Here is a 15,604-nt window from a genome sequence, read left to right on the forward strand (position 1 = left end):
ATAACCTTAATTGCGAACTATGAGCTATCTAAAATTTGAAAAAGCCCTGATGACCAATTTACAGGAGAGCCTGCCCAAGGAAATCCTGCGAACCAACCGCTCGGGAGCTTACTCATGCTCGACGATAGTAGACTGCAACACTCGCAAATATCATGGTCTGCTCGTGGTCCCCGTACCGGAACTTGACGATGAAAACCATGTGTTGCTCTCTTCACTCGACTGCAGTGTCATCCAGCATGGGGCAGCTTTCAACCTCGGTCTGCATAAATATCAGGGCAACAACTACAGCCCGATGGGGCACAAGTATATCCAATCATTTGATTGCGACAAAGTGCCCACCACCACCTACCGTGTTGGTGGCGTGATCCTCAGGAAAGAAGTCGTCTTTCAACACCATGAAAACCGACTGCTCATCCGCTATACCCTCGACGACGCACACTCGGCCACTACACTACAATTCCGTCCCTTCCTCGCCTTCCGAAGCGTCAGACAATTTACACATGAGAACAGTGTGGCCAACAAAGACTATACAGAGGTGGAAAACGGCATCAGAACCTGCATGTATCCGGGCTATCCCGACCTCTACATGCAGTTCTCGCGTAAGGTGAAATTCGTCTTCCAGCCCGACTGGTACCGCGGCATCGAGTACCCCAAAGAGCAGGAGCGCGGATACGCCAGCAACGAGGATCTCTATGTGCCCGGCTATTTCGAGATGCCTATCCGCAAGGGCGAAAGCATCGTCTTTGCCGCCTCCACCACAGAGAACAAAGTGCGCACACTCAAACCGCTCTTTCAGGAAGAGGCCGACAAGCGCGCGCCACGCGACAATTTCTTCCACTGCCTGATCAACGCAGCCCATCAGTTCCACGTCGAAGACAAGAACGGAGAGAAATATATCCTCGCCGGATACCCATGGTTCAAGGCACGCGCACGCGACACCTTCATCGCTTTGCCCGGACTGACACTGAGCATCGAGGAGACAGAATTCTTCGAGGCTGTGATGAAGACAGCAGAGAAAGGACTCCGCGAATTCATGGAGGAGAAACCGCTCACCGTCAACCTATATGAGCTCAACCAGCCCGACGCGCCCCTGTGGGCTATCTGGTGCATACAGCAATACGCCAAGGAGGAAGGCGATGAGCGTTGCGCTAAGAAATACGGACAGCTCGTTTGGGACATCATCTCCTATATTTCCGACAGCAAACATCCCAACCTGATCGTCGACGACAACGGACTCGTGAAAACCGACGGCTCGGAGCGTGCCGTCACCTGGATGAACTCTACCGCCAACGGACGCCCCGTGGTGCCGCGAACAGGATATATCGTGGAGTTCAACGCACTGTGGTACAACGCACTCTGCTTCGGTGCCAAACTCGCACAAGAAGCTCACCACGACGACCTTGCCACCAGCCTGAACCAGCAAGCCGACAAGACTAAAGACGCTTTCCTCACTACCTTCGTCAACAAGTTCGGCTATCTCTTCGATTATGTCGACGGCGACAAACAAGACTGGAGCGTCAGACCCAACATGATCTTCCCCGCTGCCTTTGACTATTCTCCACTCTCGCAGGAACAGAAAAAAAATATCATCGACATCTGCACCAAGGAACTGCTCACCCCAAAAGGACTCCGCTCGCTATCGCCAAAAAGTGGCGGATACAACCCCATGTATGTAGGACCACAGGCACAGCGTGACTACGCCTATCATCAGGGTACGGCATGGCCGTGGCTCTTCGGCTTCTATGTCGAAGCATGCCTGAAACTATACAAACGCACACGCCTGAGCTTCATCGAACGACAGATGGTCGGATACGAGGACGAGATGTTCTGTCACTGCGTCGGTACGCTTCCCGAGCTCTTCGACGGCAACCCGCCCTTCCACGGCAGGGGCGCCATCTCCTTCGCCGCCAACGTGGCCGAGATACTCAGAGCACTGGAACAACTGGAAAAATATAAATATCAATAATAGGAGGAACCAATATGAAAGTCTTAATGTTTGGATGGGAGTATCCTCCTCATGTCTATGGCGGTCTGGCAACTGCCAACTTCGGTATCTCGGAAGGACTGCACGCTCAGGGCGATGTCGACATCACGCTCTGCCTGCCTAAGCCCTGGGGAGACGAGGATCACACCTTCGCGCATATCGTAGCCATGAACTGCGTGCCTATCGCCTGGCGAGATGTCAACTACGACTACGTCAAGCAGCGCATCGGCAACCTGATGAGCCCCGAAGAATACTACCACTTCCGTGATCATATCTACGCTGACTTCAACTATATGAACGTCAACGACTTGGGATGCATGGACTTTGCCGGTGGATATCCCGCCAATCTCCACGACGAGATCAACAACTACTCGATCATCGCCGGCGTGGTGGCGCGATCAGAAGAGTTCGACATCATCCACGCCCACGACTGGCTGACCTATCCTGCCGGCATCTTTGCCAAGCAGGTCAGTGGCAAGCCCCTGTGCATCCATGTCCACGCTACTGACTATGACCGCTCACGCGGACATGTCAACCCCACTGTCTACGGTATAGAGAAAGACGGTATGGATCATGCCGACTGCATCATGTGCGTCAGCGACCTGACACGCAACACGGTCATCAACCAATACCATCAGGATCCACGCAAAGTATTCACCGTGCACAATGCCGTCTATCCTTTGTCACCCGAGAACAAGATGATCCCGCGTCCCGACCACACCGACCGCGACAAGATCGTCACCTTCCTCGGACGTATCACCATGCAGAAAGGACCGGAGTATTTCGTCGAGGCTGCCAACATGGTGCTCCACCGCACACGCCACGTCCGCTTCTGTATGGCAGGCTCAGGCGACATGATGGACCAGATGATCTACCTGGCCGCTGAGCGGGGCATCGCCGACCGCTTCCACTTCCCGGGCTTCATGCGCGGCAAGCAGGTCTATGAATGCCTGAAAGACTCTGATGTCTATGTCATGCCGTCGGTCAGCGAGCCCTTCGGCATCTCGCCACTCGAAGCCATGCAGTGCGGCACGCCGACGATCATCTCCAAGCAGAGTGGATGCGCCGAAATCCTGCACAACTGCATCAAGGTCGACTACTGGGACATCCACGCGCTGGCTGACTCCATCTACAGCATCTGCCACAACCCAAGCCTCTTCCACTATCTGCAAGAAGAAGGAAAACGAGAGGTGGACCAGATCACTTGGGAGAAAGTGGGACGATGGATCAGAGAACTATATATAAAGACGCTGGGGTGGTAATAATAAACAGCCTCACCCCCCAGCCCCTCTCCAAAGGGGGAGGGGAGTGAAATGCTTCAAGAGTAAGAACAAGGGAGGGCTACAACACAAAGGTAGGCTACTTTAGAGGTAGGCTGCTTTAGCGGTAGGCTACTTTAAAGGTAGGCTGCTTTAGCGGTGGGCTTGGTTCTGTAAGACGGTGCTGCGCACCGTCCACCTTGCAATTCATTATTCAACACTGAGTAAATTCATCATTCAACACTCAACATTCAACATTATGAAAACCATTTGTTTATATTTCGAAATACATCAGATCGTACATCTGAAGCGCTATCGCTTCTTCGACATCGGTACCGATCATTACTATTACGACGACTACGAGAACGAGCGTTCCATCAACCACATCGCTGAATGCTCCTACATGCCGGCCCTCAACACGCTGCAAAAGATGATCGAGGACAGCAACGGTTACTTCAAATGCGCGTTCTCTATCTCCGGTGTCGGAATGGAGCAACTCGAGATACACGCTCCGCAAGTGCTCGACAAACTACAGGAGCTCAACAAGACGGGATGCGTGGAGTTTCTCGCAGAACCTTATTCCCACGGTCTGTCATCGCTCAAAGACAGTGAGTGCTTCGCTGCCGACGTGCGCAAACAGTGCCAGAAGATGGTCGACTACTTTGGTCGCAAGCCTACCGTGCTCCGCAACTCTTCACTCATCTACAGCGACGACATCGGACTGCAAGCTGCCCAACTCGGATTTAAAGGCATGCTTACCGAAGGCGCCAAACACGTGCTCGGATGGAAATCACCCCATTATGTCTATAACTGCTCGATGGCTCCTGAGTTGAAACTTCTGTTGCGCGACGTCAACATGAGCGACGACATCAGCCTCAGATTCAACAACAGCGACTGGGAAGGCTACCCGCTCTTCGCCGACCAGTATATCGACCGCATCGCCAAAGCACCGCAGGAAGAGCAGGTTTTCAACATCTTCATGGAACTCTCTGCCCTCGGCATCGCACAGCCGCTGTCGTCAAACATCCTTGACTTCATGGCCGCACTGCCGAAATTCGCCAAAGGTGCCGGCATCTCCTTCTCTACGCCTACCGAGATCTGCAACACTCACGACAGCGTAGGAAACCTCGATGTCCCCGACACACTGTCTTGGGTCGACGAGGAGCGCGACGTCAGCTCATGGCTCGGCAACCCCATGCAGCGTGAGGCTTTCGACAAGCTCTATAGCGTCGCTGAGCGTGTGCGCATCGCCAACGACCCGCGTATCAACCAGGACTGGGACTATCTGCAGGCCAGCAACAACTTCCGCTTCATGACCACAAAGCCCAGCAGCGTGGGACTCGACCGAGGCATCTACTCCAGTCCCTTCGATGCCTTCACCAACTACATGAACATCCTCGGCGACTTCATCAACCGCGTCAACAGCCTCTATCCGCCTGAGATCGACAACGATCAGCTCAACTCGCTGCTCACAACGATCAAGAACGAGGGCGACGAGATAGAGATGAAAGACAAGGAGATCGCAAGACTCCAGGCTAAACTCGAGAAACTTGAGGCTGCCAACGAGAAACTGCGTGAGAAAGAGGAAAAGCCCAAAGCTAAACCGGCACGCGCTCCCCGCAAAACCGCAAGCAAGAAGGAGAAGGATAAAAAGGAAAAGAAAACCATAGCAGAAGCCAAAGCTCCTGCTACGGAAGCCAAAGCTCCTGCTACGGAAACCAAAGCTCCTGCTACGGAAGAAAAGAAGTAGCATCTGCTCTATCATAAGATCTCAATCCATCCCCCAATGTTTGGAAACGACATGATTGCGTTATCAAACACCGGTTCCGGCACAAGGGGATGAACGCAAAAGAGGCGACGTATTGCAAAGATACGTCGCCTCTTTTTGCGTTACGCATATATTTCTTATAATATTTCTGTGTGTGCGCACACAAATGTTTGACATAGGTCAAGAAAAGAACACTTTACCCATAAAATCATCATAAAGTGTTGTTCGTACATAAAAAACTTTCTACCTTTGCAGTGTCAAAAGGAAACAAGTTCGTGAGAACGATAATCTGAGTAGACTGAACACTTTTTGTTCAATAGGTTTAAGGTTAGTAGATTGTTTCATATAGGTTTTTAGTTTTTAGGTTTAAGATTATTTTTTTTAGGTTTTCATTAGGTTATTAAGTCACTTAAGGGTAAAATTAAGATTGTTATTTAGGTTAGCACAAATCCTCACCTCCCAATGGGAGAGGTGAGGATTTGCTTTTTTATGCCCCTCAAAACATCTTGCACTCCCATAGCCGACAGTGTCTCCTGCTCTATACCACATAGATAGCTAATATTTTGTTTTCTCGAAATATATTGGTATCTTTGCACTATAGATAGAATCACGACGATGGATGCACTCACCTACCTTGAAAGTCAATGCCGGCTCAGACGCAATGTGCTGACCGGAGAAACGCTCTATGCCCCTACCGACATGGCCGAATACAAGCCGCTGTCTGTGGAAGCACAGAACACACTGCTGTTGATGGCCAACAGCCAGGGTGTTGATCTCACTGAAGAGCAACTGCAACAATACATCCACTCGACCATCATCGAGCAGTGGAATCCCGCCAAGAGCTGGATGGAAAGCCTTGAACCGTGGGACGGAAACGACTATGTAGGTGAACTGGCACAGCGCATCATCACCTCAAATCCCGACTGGCCGCACCGCTTCCATAAGTGGATGCTGCAGATGGTGGCACGCTGGATGGGGCTGACCGTGGCGCAAAACGATGTCATCGTACCCGTCATCGTGGGACAATTCGGCTATGGCAAGACGACTTTCTGCAATCTCATCCTACCGCCAAGCCTCAGACGCTACTACACCGATCAGGTGCGTGTGCGGCAGATGGCCGACGTGCATGAGCTCGTCACCACCCATCTGCTCGTGGCGCTCGATGAGTTTTATCAGGAGAATACCGATCAGCTGCCCGCCGTGCGCTATCTCTTCTCGCGCAGCACGCCCGTACAGCGGTGGCCTTACGGCACCACACGGGAACCACGGAAAAAATATGCGGCCTTCATCGCCACGACTGGCAATCTCCATCCAATGACTGATGCTGTCGGTGCCGCGCATCTCTTCTGTGTGGAGATCACCCACGCCATCGACACCAAAACGCCTATCGACTATGACCAGCTCTATGCGCAGCTTGCAGAAGAACTGGAGAATGGCGAGGACTATACGCTGACCGACGAGGAGCGTGAGGCTATGGCAGTGCAGAACTCTCCCTTCCAGGAAGCCGACAACCTCGTGAAGATGGTGTCCATGCTCTACGCTGCGCCTCCCAAGGGCAAGAAGGTGAAAGCCACATATATCGACGCGATCATCGACAGGCTGATGAAGGAATATCCCTACTGGACACCGGGTGAGCACGTCAATCAGGACGTAGGCTTCGCCTTGCAGGACGCCGGCTTCACACGCACACGCATTCACGGACGCTCAGCTTATAAGGTTGTGGAGAAAGACCCAAGGAAGATCGACGATAGTTTCGACAGCGAGCCTGAGGAAAAAGAAGAGGAGAACTTCGACAACAACCCGCTCGCCCGTGCACTGCTCGCCGGACTTGGCGGACTGAAAAAGCCATGACGGCAGACAGAAAAAAAATGAGTGAGGACTGAAAAAGCTATGACGGCAAGCTGAAAAGCCGCTTTTCACGACGTTTCTCCCCCCATGCTCATGCCGTGCGTCTTTCTAAGGCTAAGTTAAGTGCGCCTTATTATAATAAGGCGTCCACCGCTTTTCATAAGGCGTCCACCGCTACATTTGCCCGCACACCTTATTATATATATAGACACATCAACAATAAAATCATATCAACAACCCATACAGATGAAAAAAGCATTTCTCTTTCTGCTGCTCAGCCTGCTGACAGTAGCCACACATGCACAAGGATATTACACAAAATACTATGCCGACAAAGCCTTCGTCAAAGAGGCGCAGAACTGGATGAACAGCGGTGCCTGGCGTGAGGGATTCACAGCCGCAAGTCCTCACTCCACCGTCAACGCCGCTGAGTTCTATACACAATATCAGAAAAATCCGGAGCAGTGGAAGGCACTCTTCAGCTGGTTGGCAAAGACAGACTTACTCGCACTGCCCAAGGGACGCACGCCGATTCCCGGCTCTACGCTTGTCGCCAGTGTGGAAGACGACGTCAACCGGGAGCTCAGCCAGCAGCGGTCTGAGAGTCATCACCATCATATCGACTTCCAATATGTCGTGAAAGGCACGGAGCGCTTCGTGCTCATCGACCACTACACCAGCAAGATCAACGTGCCCTACCGCCCCGATGTCGTGCACTATGCCTATGACGTGCAGCGTACCCGCTTCTACGACAGCGACCCGCAGCACTTCTTCCTCTTCTTCCCCGGCGACTGGCACATTGCTAAAGTGAAGACCGACAGCGGTGACCAGCACATCCGTGTCGTCGTCGTAAAGGTTGACTATCTCTAATTCTACAATAAAGGGTAATTGATCATGAGTTTGATACTATCTTCAAAACTCATTAAGTCTATACTAAATATATGTCTACAAAAGATACGGCGCTCACGCCGATGATGAAGCAGTTCTTCTCACTCAAGGCCAAACATCCCGATGCCTTGCTGCTCTTCCGCTGTGGTGACTTCTACGAGACCTATGGCGACGATGCCATCGTGGCCTCTCAGATCCTTGGCATCACGCTCACCAAGCGCAACAATGGCGGCAACACCGGCGACACGCCGATGGCCGGATTCCCGCACCATGCCCTCGACACCTATCTGCCGAAGCTCATCCGTGCCGGAAAACGCGTGGCTATCTGCGACCAACTCGAAGACCCGAAGAAAAAACGCGCCGCCATCAAAGGCAAGAAGGGGCTCTCCGAGATGGACAAAATGGTGAAGCGTGGCATCACCGAACTGGTTACGCCGGGTATTGCCATGAGCGATAACGTACTCAACTACAAGGAAAACAACTTCCTCGCTGCCGTACACTTCGGTAAAACAGCCTGCGGACTGAGCCTGCTCGACATCTCCACAGGTGAGTTTCTCACCGGTGAAGGCACATACGACTACGTCGAGAAGCTCTTGGGAAACTTCTCGCCAAAGGAGGTACTCTATGACCGCACACGCAAGAAAGACTTTGAGCAGTTCTTCGGTACGAAATACTGTGTCTTTGAGATGGACGACTGGGTGTTTACAGAACAGAATGCCCGGCAAAAGCTATTGAAGCATTTCGGCACCAAATCGCTGAAAGGCTTCGGTGTGGAGCATCTCAAGGCTGGCATCGTAGCCTCTGGTGCGATCATGCAGTACCTGGAACTCACCCAGCATACCAGCATCAACCACATCACATCCTTGAAGCGGCTGGAAGAGGAGAAATATGTGCGCCTCGACAAGTTCACCATCCGGTCACTGGAACTCTTGCAGCCCATGCAGGAAGACGGCCTTTCGCTGCTCGACGTCATCGACCGTACCACTACGCCAATGGGTGGACGTATGTTGCGCCGGTGGATGGTATTTCCATTGAAAGAGGTGTCGCGTATCAACGAGCGACTCGACATCGTGGAGTATTTCTTCAAGCATCCCGACTTCCGGCAGCTCATCGACGAGCAGCTCCACCGTGTCGGCGACTTGGAACGCATCATCTCCAAGGTGGCCGTGGGACGTGTATCACCGCGTGAAGTCGTACAGCTGAAAAATGCGCTGATGGCTGTGCAGCCCATCAAAGGGGCTTGTCAGACGGCCGACAACGACTGTCTCAGACGACTCGGTGAGCAGCTCAACCTTTGTGAAAGCCTGCGTGACCGCATCGAAAAGGAGATCACACCCGATCCGCCACAGCTCGTCAGCAAAGGAGGAGTCATCGCTGACGGATACAGCCCTGAGCTTGATGAGCTGAGAAATATCTCACGCGGCGGCAAAGACTACCTGCTGGAGATACAGCAGCGCGAGACGGAGAAGACTGGCATTTCCTCGCTGAAGGTAGGATTCAACAATGTTTTCGGCTACTATCTTGAAGTGCGCAACACCTTTAAGGACAAGGTACCCGAAGGATGGATACGCAAGCAGACACTTGCGCAGGCTGAGCGCTATATCACGCCTGAGCTGAAAGAATACGAGGAAAAGATATTGGGTGCCGATGAGAAAATACTGGAGTTGGAAGCCCGTTTCTTCTCTGAACTCATCGTGGCCATGCAGGAGTTCATCCCGCAGATACAGATCAATGCCAACATCCTGGCGCATATCGACTGCCTGCTCTCCTTTGCCAAGGTATCGGAAGACAACTGCTATGTGCGTCCCGTCGTTGACGACAGTGATGTGCTCGACATTCATCAGGGCCGCCATCCCGTCATCGAGACGCAGATGCCATTGGGCGAGCGCTATGTGCCCAACGATGTCTATCTCGACACCGAGAAGCAGCAGATCATGATGATTACGGGTCCCAACATGGCGGGTAAGTCTGCTTTGCTGCGCCAAACGGCACTGATTGTACTCATGGGACAGATAGGATGCTTTGTTCCGGCAGAGAGTGCAAGAATAGGTGTCGTGGATAAGATCTTCACACGTGTGGGTGCCAGCGACAATCTCTCGTTGGGCGAGTCTACATTCATGGTGGAGATGACCGAGGCAGCTGATATTCTGAACAATGTGTCGCCTCATTCTCTCGTGCTCTTCGATGAACTCGGACGCGGCACTTCCACCTACGACGGCATCTCCATCGCCTGGGCTATCGTGGAGTATCTTCATGAAAATGAGCATGCCCACGCCCGTACGCTCTTCGCCACGCACTATCATGAGCTCAACGAGATGGAGAAGCACTTCCCAAGAATCAAGAACTACAACGTCTCTGTCAAGGAGGTTGACGGTAAGGTGATCTTCCTGCGTAAGCTCGTTCCGGGCGGTTCAGAGCATTCCTTCGGTATTCATGTGGCTGAGATTGCCGGTATGCCGCGCTCTATCGTCAAGCGTGCCAACACCGTCTTGAAGCAGCTTGAGGAGGAAGGATCGGAAGTGGGAGCGGCAGGAAAGCCCAAGATGGAAAACATCGCGGACAAGAAAGACGGTGTGCAACTCAATATCTTCCAACTCGACGACCCTGTTCTCTCTCAAGTGCGTGACGAGATTCTCGGTCTCGACATCAATAATCTCACACCCGTGGAAGCTCTCAACAAGCTCAATGAAATCAAGAAGATAGTGACGGGGAAAAGCAAGTAAGGGGAAGCCTCACCCCCTTACCCCTCTCCCAAGGAGAGGGGAGTGAAATGCCAGATAAACAATTCACCTACCACACTTGGCGGTAAATGCGTAGGGGCAGTCACAAAGTGGCCGCCCCTACTATTGGTTATTATTGTGTAATCACTTGAGTATTCTGTCTACTTTCTCAACGATGTCAAGGGGCTGAATACCCGTCAGACAAGCGTAGTCTCCGCGGCGGCACACCTTATTGCCATAGATGGAGCAAGGACGGCACGGCAGATCTGCCTGCACGGCATTGTCCTCACTCTGTCCCCATCCCATAAATCCGGCATAAGGATGCGTGGCTCCCCATACGCTCACCACAGGCGTAGCGACGAGAGAAGCCAAGTGCATGTTGGCGCTGTCCATGCTGATCATCACGTCAAGATGACTCATCAACACCAGTTCCTTCATCATACCACCCAGCGCGGCAGAGGCATTCACACAGTTGCTGTGACGGCTCACAAGGTCGTCGAGCTGCTGTTTCTCATTGTTGCCACCGCCAAAGAGGAAGATGCGGCAGGAAGGATGACGGCGCGTCAGCTCAGCCACCACCTTCTCCATCTGTGCCAATGAATAGGCTTTTCCACGGTGTGCGGCAAAAGGAGCGATGCCGATCCACTGCTGAAACGGCTTCTTGATGTTATAGCCCTCCGGCAGTTGTGACAGTCCGGCCTGCTCAGGAGTAAGCAGTGAAGTAAATTCCAGATGTACGGGATAGCCCAACTGCTCAAATACCTTGGCGTAATTGTCAAAAGCGGAAGGTATGGGCTCCAACACCTTATTATTATAGGATACCAGCTGACGGCGCTGCAAGCGGTGCTTGTCGAGATGCGCCACACGATAGCGGTCGAAGTTAAATCGCATACGCAGGTAATCCGACCGTATGACATTGTGCAGATCAGCGATCGCCGTGAAGTTCTTGGCAGTCAGACGGCGGTAGAGCGCATTGAGACCCTTCAGTCCATGATATTCATTAGCCAGGTCCGCCTCCATAAATCCCACGTTTGGCGCCAAGTTCTCAAACAGCGGGCGGGCAAACGGCTTGGACAGCATGGTGATGCGCACGTTGGGATACTGCTTTGCCAACGAATAGACCACAGGCACCGTCATGGCGACATCACCTAAGGCAGAAAAGCGGATAATCAGTATATGTTCGGTTTTCATGTTATTTTTAGGGCTAAGGTATCCTCACTTCTCGTCAGCTGTTCTCACTTCTTGCCGTAAAGCACAGGATTGGTACTCGGATCGTTGTACATCTTCATCTGTCGGTAAACCTTCATGTATTTTCGTCCTTCCTGTATGTCCTCCAGCAATTGATCGATGGCCAGCGAGAGATCCTTCTGCTGCTCCAGGAGCACGTTGAGCTTCGCCTGGCAGCGTGCCTTGTGCTCTTCGGTAGCGTCGTCGCGCTGCGTCTGCTCCTTCATGTGGTAGATCTTCAGTGCGAGGATACTCAGCCGGTCCACAGCCCAGGCGGGACTCTCAGTGTTGAGTCGTGCATCGGGCAGGGGAGTGACATCGGAATACTTCTGCCGGAAATAGGAGTCGATCTGCTCCACCAAGTCCGTGCGGTCCTGGTTGGATCGGTCAATGCGCCGTTTGATGCTCAACGCCTCTATAGGATCGATATGCGGGTCACGGATGATATCTTCCAAATGCCACTGGACAGTATCTATCCAGCACTTCAGATAAAGCCGGTTGTCGATGGATTCGCGCTCATAAGGATTGTTGATCGGCGTATCCACATTGTCCATGACATGATAATCATCAATGGCTTTGTTGAAAATCTCGTTGCACTGTTGAGTAAAAGACATATATTGTTCAGAATTGATTGATGCGTTCATGCAAAGTTACCAACTAATTTTGAGATATACAACGAAAAGGAGGAAAAAGAAGAAGAAAAAAACTATATTTTATGCACAAACAATAGGTTAATGTGCACGAAAATAGCATTTTATCGATAAAATATTTGTGTAATCGGTAAAAAATTTGTTCCTTTGCACCCAGTTTAATAGTGAAAATACAAAATTAATCATTTAAAACGTTACAATTATGTCAGAAATTGAATCAAAGGTTAAGGCTATCATCGTAGACAAACTGGGTGTTGACGAGGCTGAAGTAAAGCCAGAAGCAAGCTTCACCAACGATCTGGGCGCTGATTCTCTCGATACCGTAGAGCTCATCATGGAGTTCGAGAAGGAGTTCGGCATTTCTATTCCCGACGACAAGGCTGAGACCATTCAGACTGTAGGCGACGCCATCAAGTACATTGAGGACAACGCTAAGTAATCTACGTCTGAAGCGTTTCTCCGTTTAGCGTTTAATGTAGTTCACCATTTACATTTCTTTCAGACTGCCAGTTGGCAACTGACTCAGACACATTAAACGCTAAACTCTTTTAATCAAAAACATAATCCAATGGAATTGAAAAGAGTAGTTGTAACAGGTCTGGGTGCCGTCACGCCCGTAGGTAACTCCGTCGAAGAGATGTGGAGCAACCTGCTTGCAGGCAAGAGCGGCGCAGCACCTATTACATCATTTGACACAACCAATTTCAAGACGAAGTTCGCTTGTGAAGTCAAGGACCTCAATGTCAATGACTACATCGACCGCAAGGAGGCCCGCAAGATGGACCGCTGCACGCAGCTGGCCATGATCAGTGCCATTCAGGCTGTCAAGGACTCGGGCATGGATTTGGAGACTGTCGACAAAAACCGCGTGGGCGTGGTCTACGGTATCGGCATTGGAGGCATCAAGACATTCCAGGACGAGGTAGTGTACTACGGCCAGCACATGGATCGCGGACCGATGTTCAACCCGTTCTTCATCCCCAAGATGATTTCAGATATTGCAGCTGGACAGATCAGCATTCACTTTGGCTTCCATGGTCCCAACTATGTGACCACCAGTGCGTGCGCCTCGTCATGCCATGCTTTGGCTGACGCTTTCAACCTGCTGCGCCTGGGCAAGGCTGATGTCATCCTGGCCGGAGGTGCCGAGGCTGCCATTTGCGACTGCGGTGTCGGTGGTTTCAACGCCATGAAGGCTCTTTCCACCCGCAACGACGATCCTCAGGGCGCAAGCCGCCCCTTCAGCGCCAGCCGCGACGGATTCGTCATGGGTGAGGGATCAGGATGCCTGATTCTTGAGACTCTTGAGCACGCCAAGGCACGTGGTGCCAAGATCTATGCCGAAATTGCCGGTGAGGGCATGAGCGCTGACGCTTATCACATCACAGCCTCGCATCCTGAAGGTCTCGGTGCCAAGCTCGTCATGAAGGCTGCCCTTGAGGACGCTGGCATGAGCGTCGAGGACATCGACTACATCAATGTTCACGGTACGTCCACTCACGTAGGCGACATCTCTGAGGCCAAGGCTATCAAGGATCTCTTCGGCGAGCAGGCTTACAAGGTCAACATCAGCTCTACCAAGAGCATGACCGGCCACCTCCTCGGTGCCGCAGGTGCCGTAGAGGGCATGATCTGCGTGCTGAGTGTAAAGAACGACATCGTGCCGCCGACCATCAACCACGCCGAGGGCGATGATGATCCGGAGCTGGACTACAACATGAACTTCACTTTCAACAAAGCTCAAAAACGTACCATTCGCGCTGCCCTGTCCAATACCTTCGGCTTTGGCGGACACAACGCTTGCGTCATCGTCAAGAAGTACGCTGAGTAATAGATTGCTGAACAAAGAAAGTATATGTTTAATCATATCTTAGACAGAATAAGGCTCCCCTTCCGAAAGGATAAGGAGCTTTATTCTTCTTTATACCATATCATCGGTGTGTATCCACACAACATCAGCTATTACAAAATGGCGCTGATGCACAAAAGTGTCATGCACCGCAACAAAAAAGGCAAACCCGTCAACAACGAGCGACTCGAATTCCTGGGCGACGCCATCCTCGACGCTGCTGTAGGCGACATCGTCTATCGACACTTCCCCGGAAAGCGTGAGGGCTTCCTCACCAACACTCGCTCGAAACTCGTACAGCGCGACACACTCAACAAACTGGCCATGGAGATGGGCATCAACAATCTCATTCTCTCCAGCGGCCGCTCCGCCACACACAACAGCTATCTCGGTGGCAACGCTTTCGAGGCACTCGTCGGCGCGCTCTATCTCGACCGTGGCTACGACGCCTGTATGACGTTCCTCAAGAAGCGCATCCTCTCGCAGATGATCAACATCGACAAGGTGGCTTACAAGGAGGTGAACTTCAAAAGCAAGCTCATCGAGTGGAGTCAGAAAAACAAGGTAAACCTCGACTTCAGCCAGACCACACAGAGCAAGGATGCCAACGGCAATCCTACCTTCTGCTGCGTCATCAAGCTCGAAGGCCTTGACGGATGCATGGGCAAGGGCTTCTCCAAAAAGGAGAGCCAGCAGAAAGCCGCCAAGGACACCCTCGATAAACTCAAGCGCGAACCGCAGTTCATCGACAGTGTCTTCGCCGCCAAGGCCAGCCGCACCAAGATGGAAGAGGAGCCGGTACAGGATGTGCCGAGCACCAGCGAGGCTGAAGCTTTCGTCAAGACGACAGACGCTTCCCGCAATATGGGACCGAAGCACGAGACATCGTTCCGCGAGCAGGTCTTCTCCGAAGAAGACAGTGCACTCGAGCAACCAGCCAACTCTGTAGAGGCAAAGGAAGAGGAATTCGACCTGAGCGATATCAGTGCCAGGGAGAAAAACCGGGAGGAGATCATCGCTGCCGCTGAAGAGGCTGCCTTCGTTGAAGACGGAGACAATCAGAAACAATAGCTTTTATTCTATCCATACGATGATGATGGGCCCAACCTCGCCGCAGGTTGAGCCCATCATTGTTTTTCTACGCCAACCTACGAACAATGACACCGTCAGGCTGACGCGCCCTTCTCATGATCTTTCATATACTTTATCCGATCATGTTTACATAGCACATGATACACGATACACGATCAGTGATCCATAAAATCTTATTCACTATACACAATACATTGTCATTTCTATGTGGATAACCCTGTGGAAAACTGTGGAAAAACCCCGGAATAACTTTATGCTTATCCACACGATCGTGTCGAAAAGCCACGGACTGGGGATATCCACAGTCTTTTGCGAACAA

General features: G+C 51.8%; 11 protein-coding genes. 9 read left to right on the plus strand and 2 right to left on the minus strand.

The annotated features are described in order from the left end of the window. The first annotated feature begins 19 nt into the window (after nt 1–19). From NG346_RS05815 to mutS, 6 genes are all read left to right on the plus strand, one after another. Nucleotides 20–1,966 carry an amylo-alpha-1,6-glucosidase gene (locus tag NG346_RS05815; protein WP_262279494.1) on the plus strand — a complete coding sequence of 649 codons (1,947 nt, stop codon included), beginning with the start codon at nt 20–22 and terminating at the stop codon, nt 1,964–1,966. Nucleotides 1,967–1,980: 14 nt separating this feature from the next. Further along, nucleotides 1,981–3,246 (plus strand): glycosyltransferase family 4 protein, encoded by a 1,266-nt coding sequence (locus NG346_RS05820; protein WP_262279493.1) that lies wholly within the window; start codon nt 1,981–1,983, stop codon nt 3,244–3,246. A gap of 256 nt (nt 3,247–3,502) precedes the next feature. Then, complete coding sequence (locus NG346_RS05825) at nt 3,503–4,993, plus strand: alpha-amylase (protein ID WP_262279492.1); 1,491 nt, start codon at nt 3,503–3,505, stop codon at nt 4,991–4,993. A gap of 633 nt (nt 4,994–5,626) precedes the next feature. Further along, entirely contained in the window at nt 5,627–6,862 is a 1,236-nt protein-coding gene (locus NG346_RS05830; protein ID WP_262279491.1) for a VapE domain-containing protein, read from the plus strand. 243 nt (nt 6,863–7,105) lie between these two features. Then, nucleotides 7,106–7,729 carry a YhcH/YjgK/YiaL family protein gene (locus NG346_RS05835; protein ID WP_262279490.1) on the plus strand — a complete coding sequence of 208 codons (624 nt, stop codon included), beginning with the start codon at nt 7,106–7,108 and terminating at the stop codon, nt 7,727–7,729. Nucleotides 7,730–7,800: 71 nt separating this feature from the next. Beyond that, nucleotides 7,801–10,470: a DNA mismatch repair protein MutS gene (gene mutS, locus NG346_RS05840; RefSeq protein WP_262279489.1), complete on the plus strand. Its 2,670-nt coding sequence runs from the start codon at nt 7,801–7,803 to the stop codon at nt 10,468–10,470. 141 nt (nt 10,471–10,611) lie between these two features. Here mutS and NG346_RS05845 read toward each other — a convergent pair whose 3' ends face one another. After that, nucleotides 10,612–11,658, minus strand: coding sequence for a glycosyltransferase family 9 protein (locus tag NG346_RS05845; RefSeq protein WP_262279488.1), 1,047 nt, complete (start codon nt 11,656–11,658; stop codon nt 10,612–10,614). A 44-nt stretch (nt 11,659–11,702) separates the two neighbouring features. Continuing rightward, entirely contained in the window at nt 11,703–12,308 is a 606-nt protein-coding gene (locus tag NG346_RS05850; protein ID WP_262279487.1) for a DUF4254 domain-containing protein, read from the minus strand. A gap of 238 nt (nt 12,309–12,546) precedes the next feature. Between NG346_RS05850 and NG346_RS05855 the strand changes: the two genes are divergently transcribed. The 3 genes from NG346_RS05855 to rnc all read left to right on the plus strand — a co-directional run bounded on the left by NG346_RS05855 (nt 12,547) and on the right by rnc (nt 15,264). Beyond that, nucleotides 12,547–12,783 carry an acyl carrier protein gene (locus NG346_RS05855; RefSeq protein ID WP_154533069.1) on the plus strand — a complete coding sequence of 79 codons (237 nt, stop codon included), beginning with the start codon at nt 12,547–12,549 and terminating at the stop codon, nt 12,781–12,783. A gap of 129 nt (nt 12,784–12,912) precedes the next feature. Beyond that, nucleotides 12,913–14,175, plus strand: a complete 1,263-nt coding sequence (gene fabF / locus NG346_RS05860; protein ID WP_262279486.1) for a beta-ketoacyl-ACP synthase II — start codon at nt 12,913–12,915, stop codon at nt 14,173–14,175. Between the two features lie 24 nt (nt 14,176–14,199). After that, on the plus strand, nt 14,200–15,264 hold the full coding sequence (gene rnc / locus NG346_RS05865; protein ID WP_262279485.1) for a ribonuclease III: 1,065 nt from the start codon (nt 14,200–14,202) through the stop codon (nt 15,262–15,264). Nucleotides 15,265–15,604 lie beyond the last annotated feature (340 nt).

It is taken from the genome of Hallella absiana (assembly GCF_025457485.1).
In the GTDB taxonomy this organism is placed as follows: domain Bacteria; phylum Bacteroidota; class Bacteroidia; order Bacteroidales; family Bacteroidaceae; genus Prevotella; species Prevotella absiana.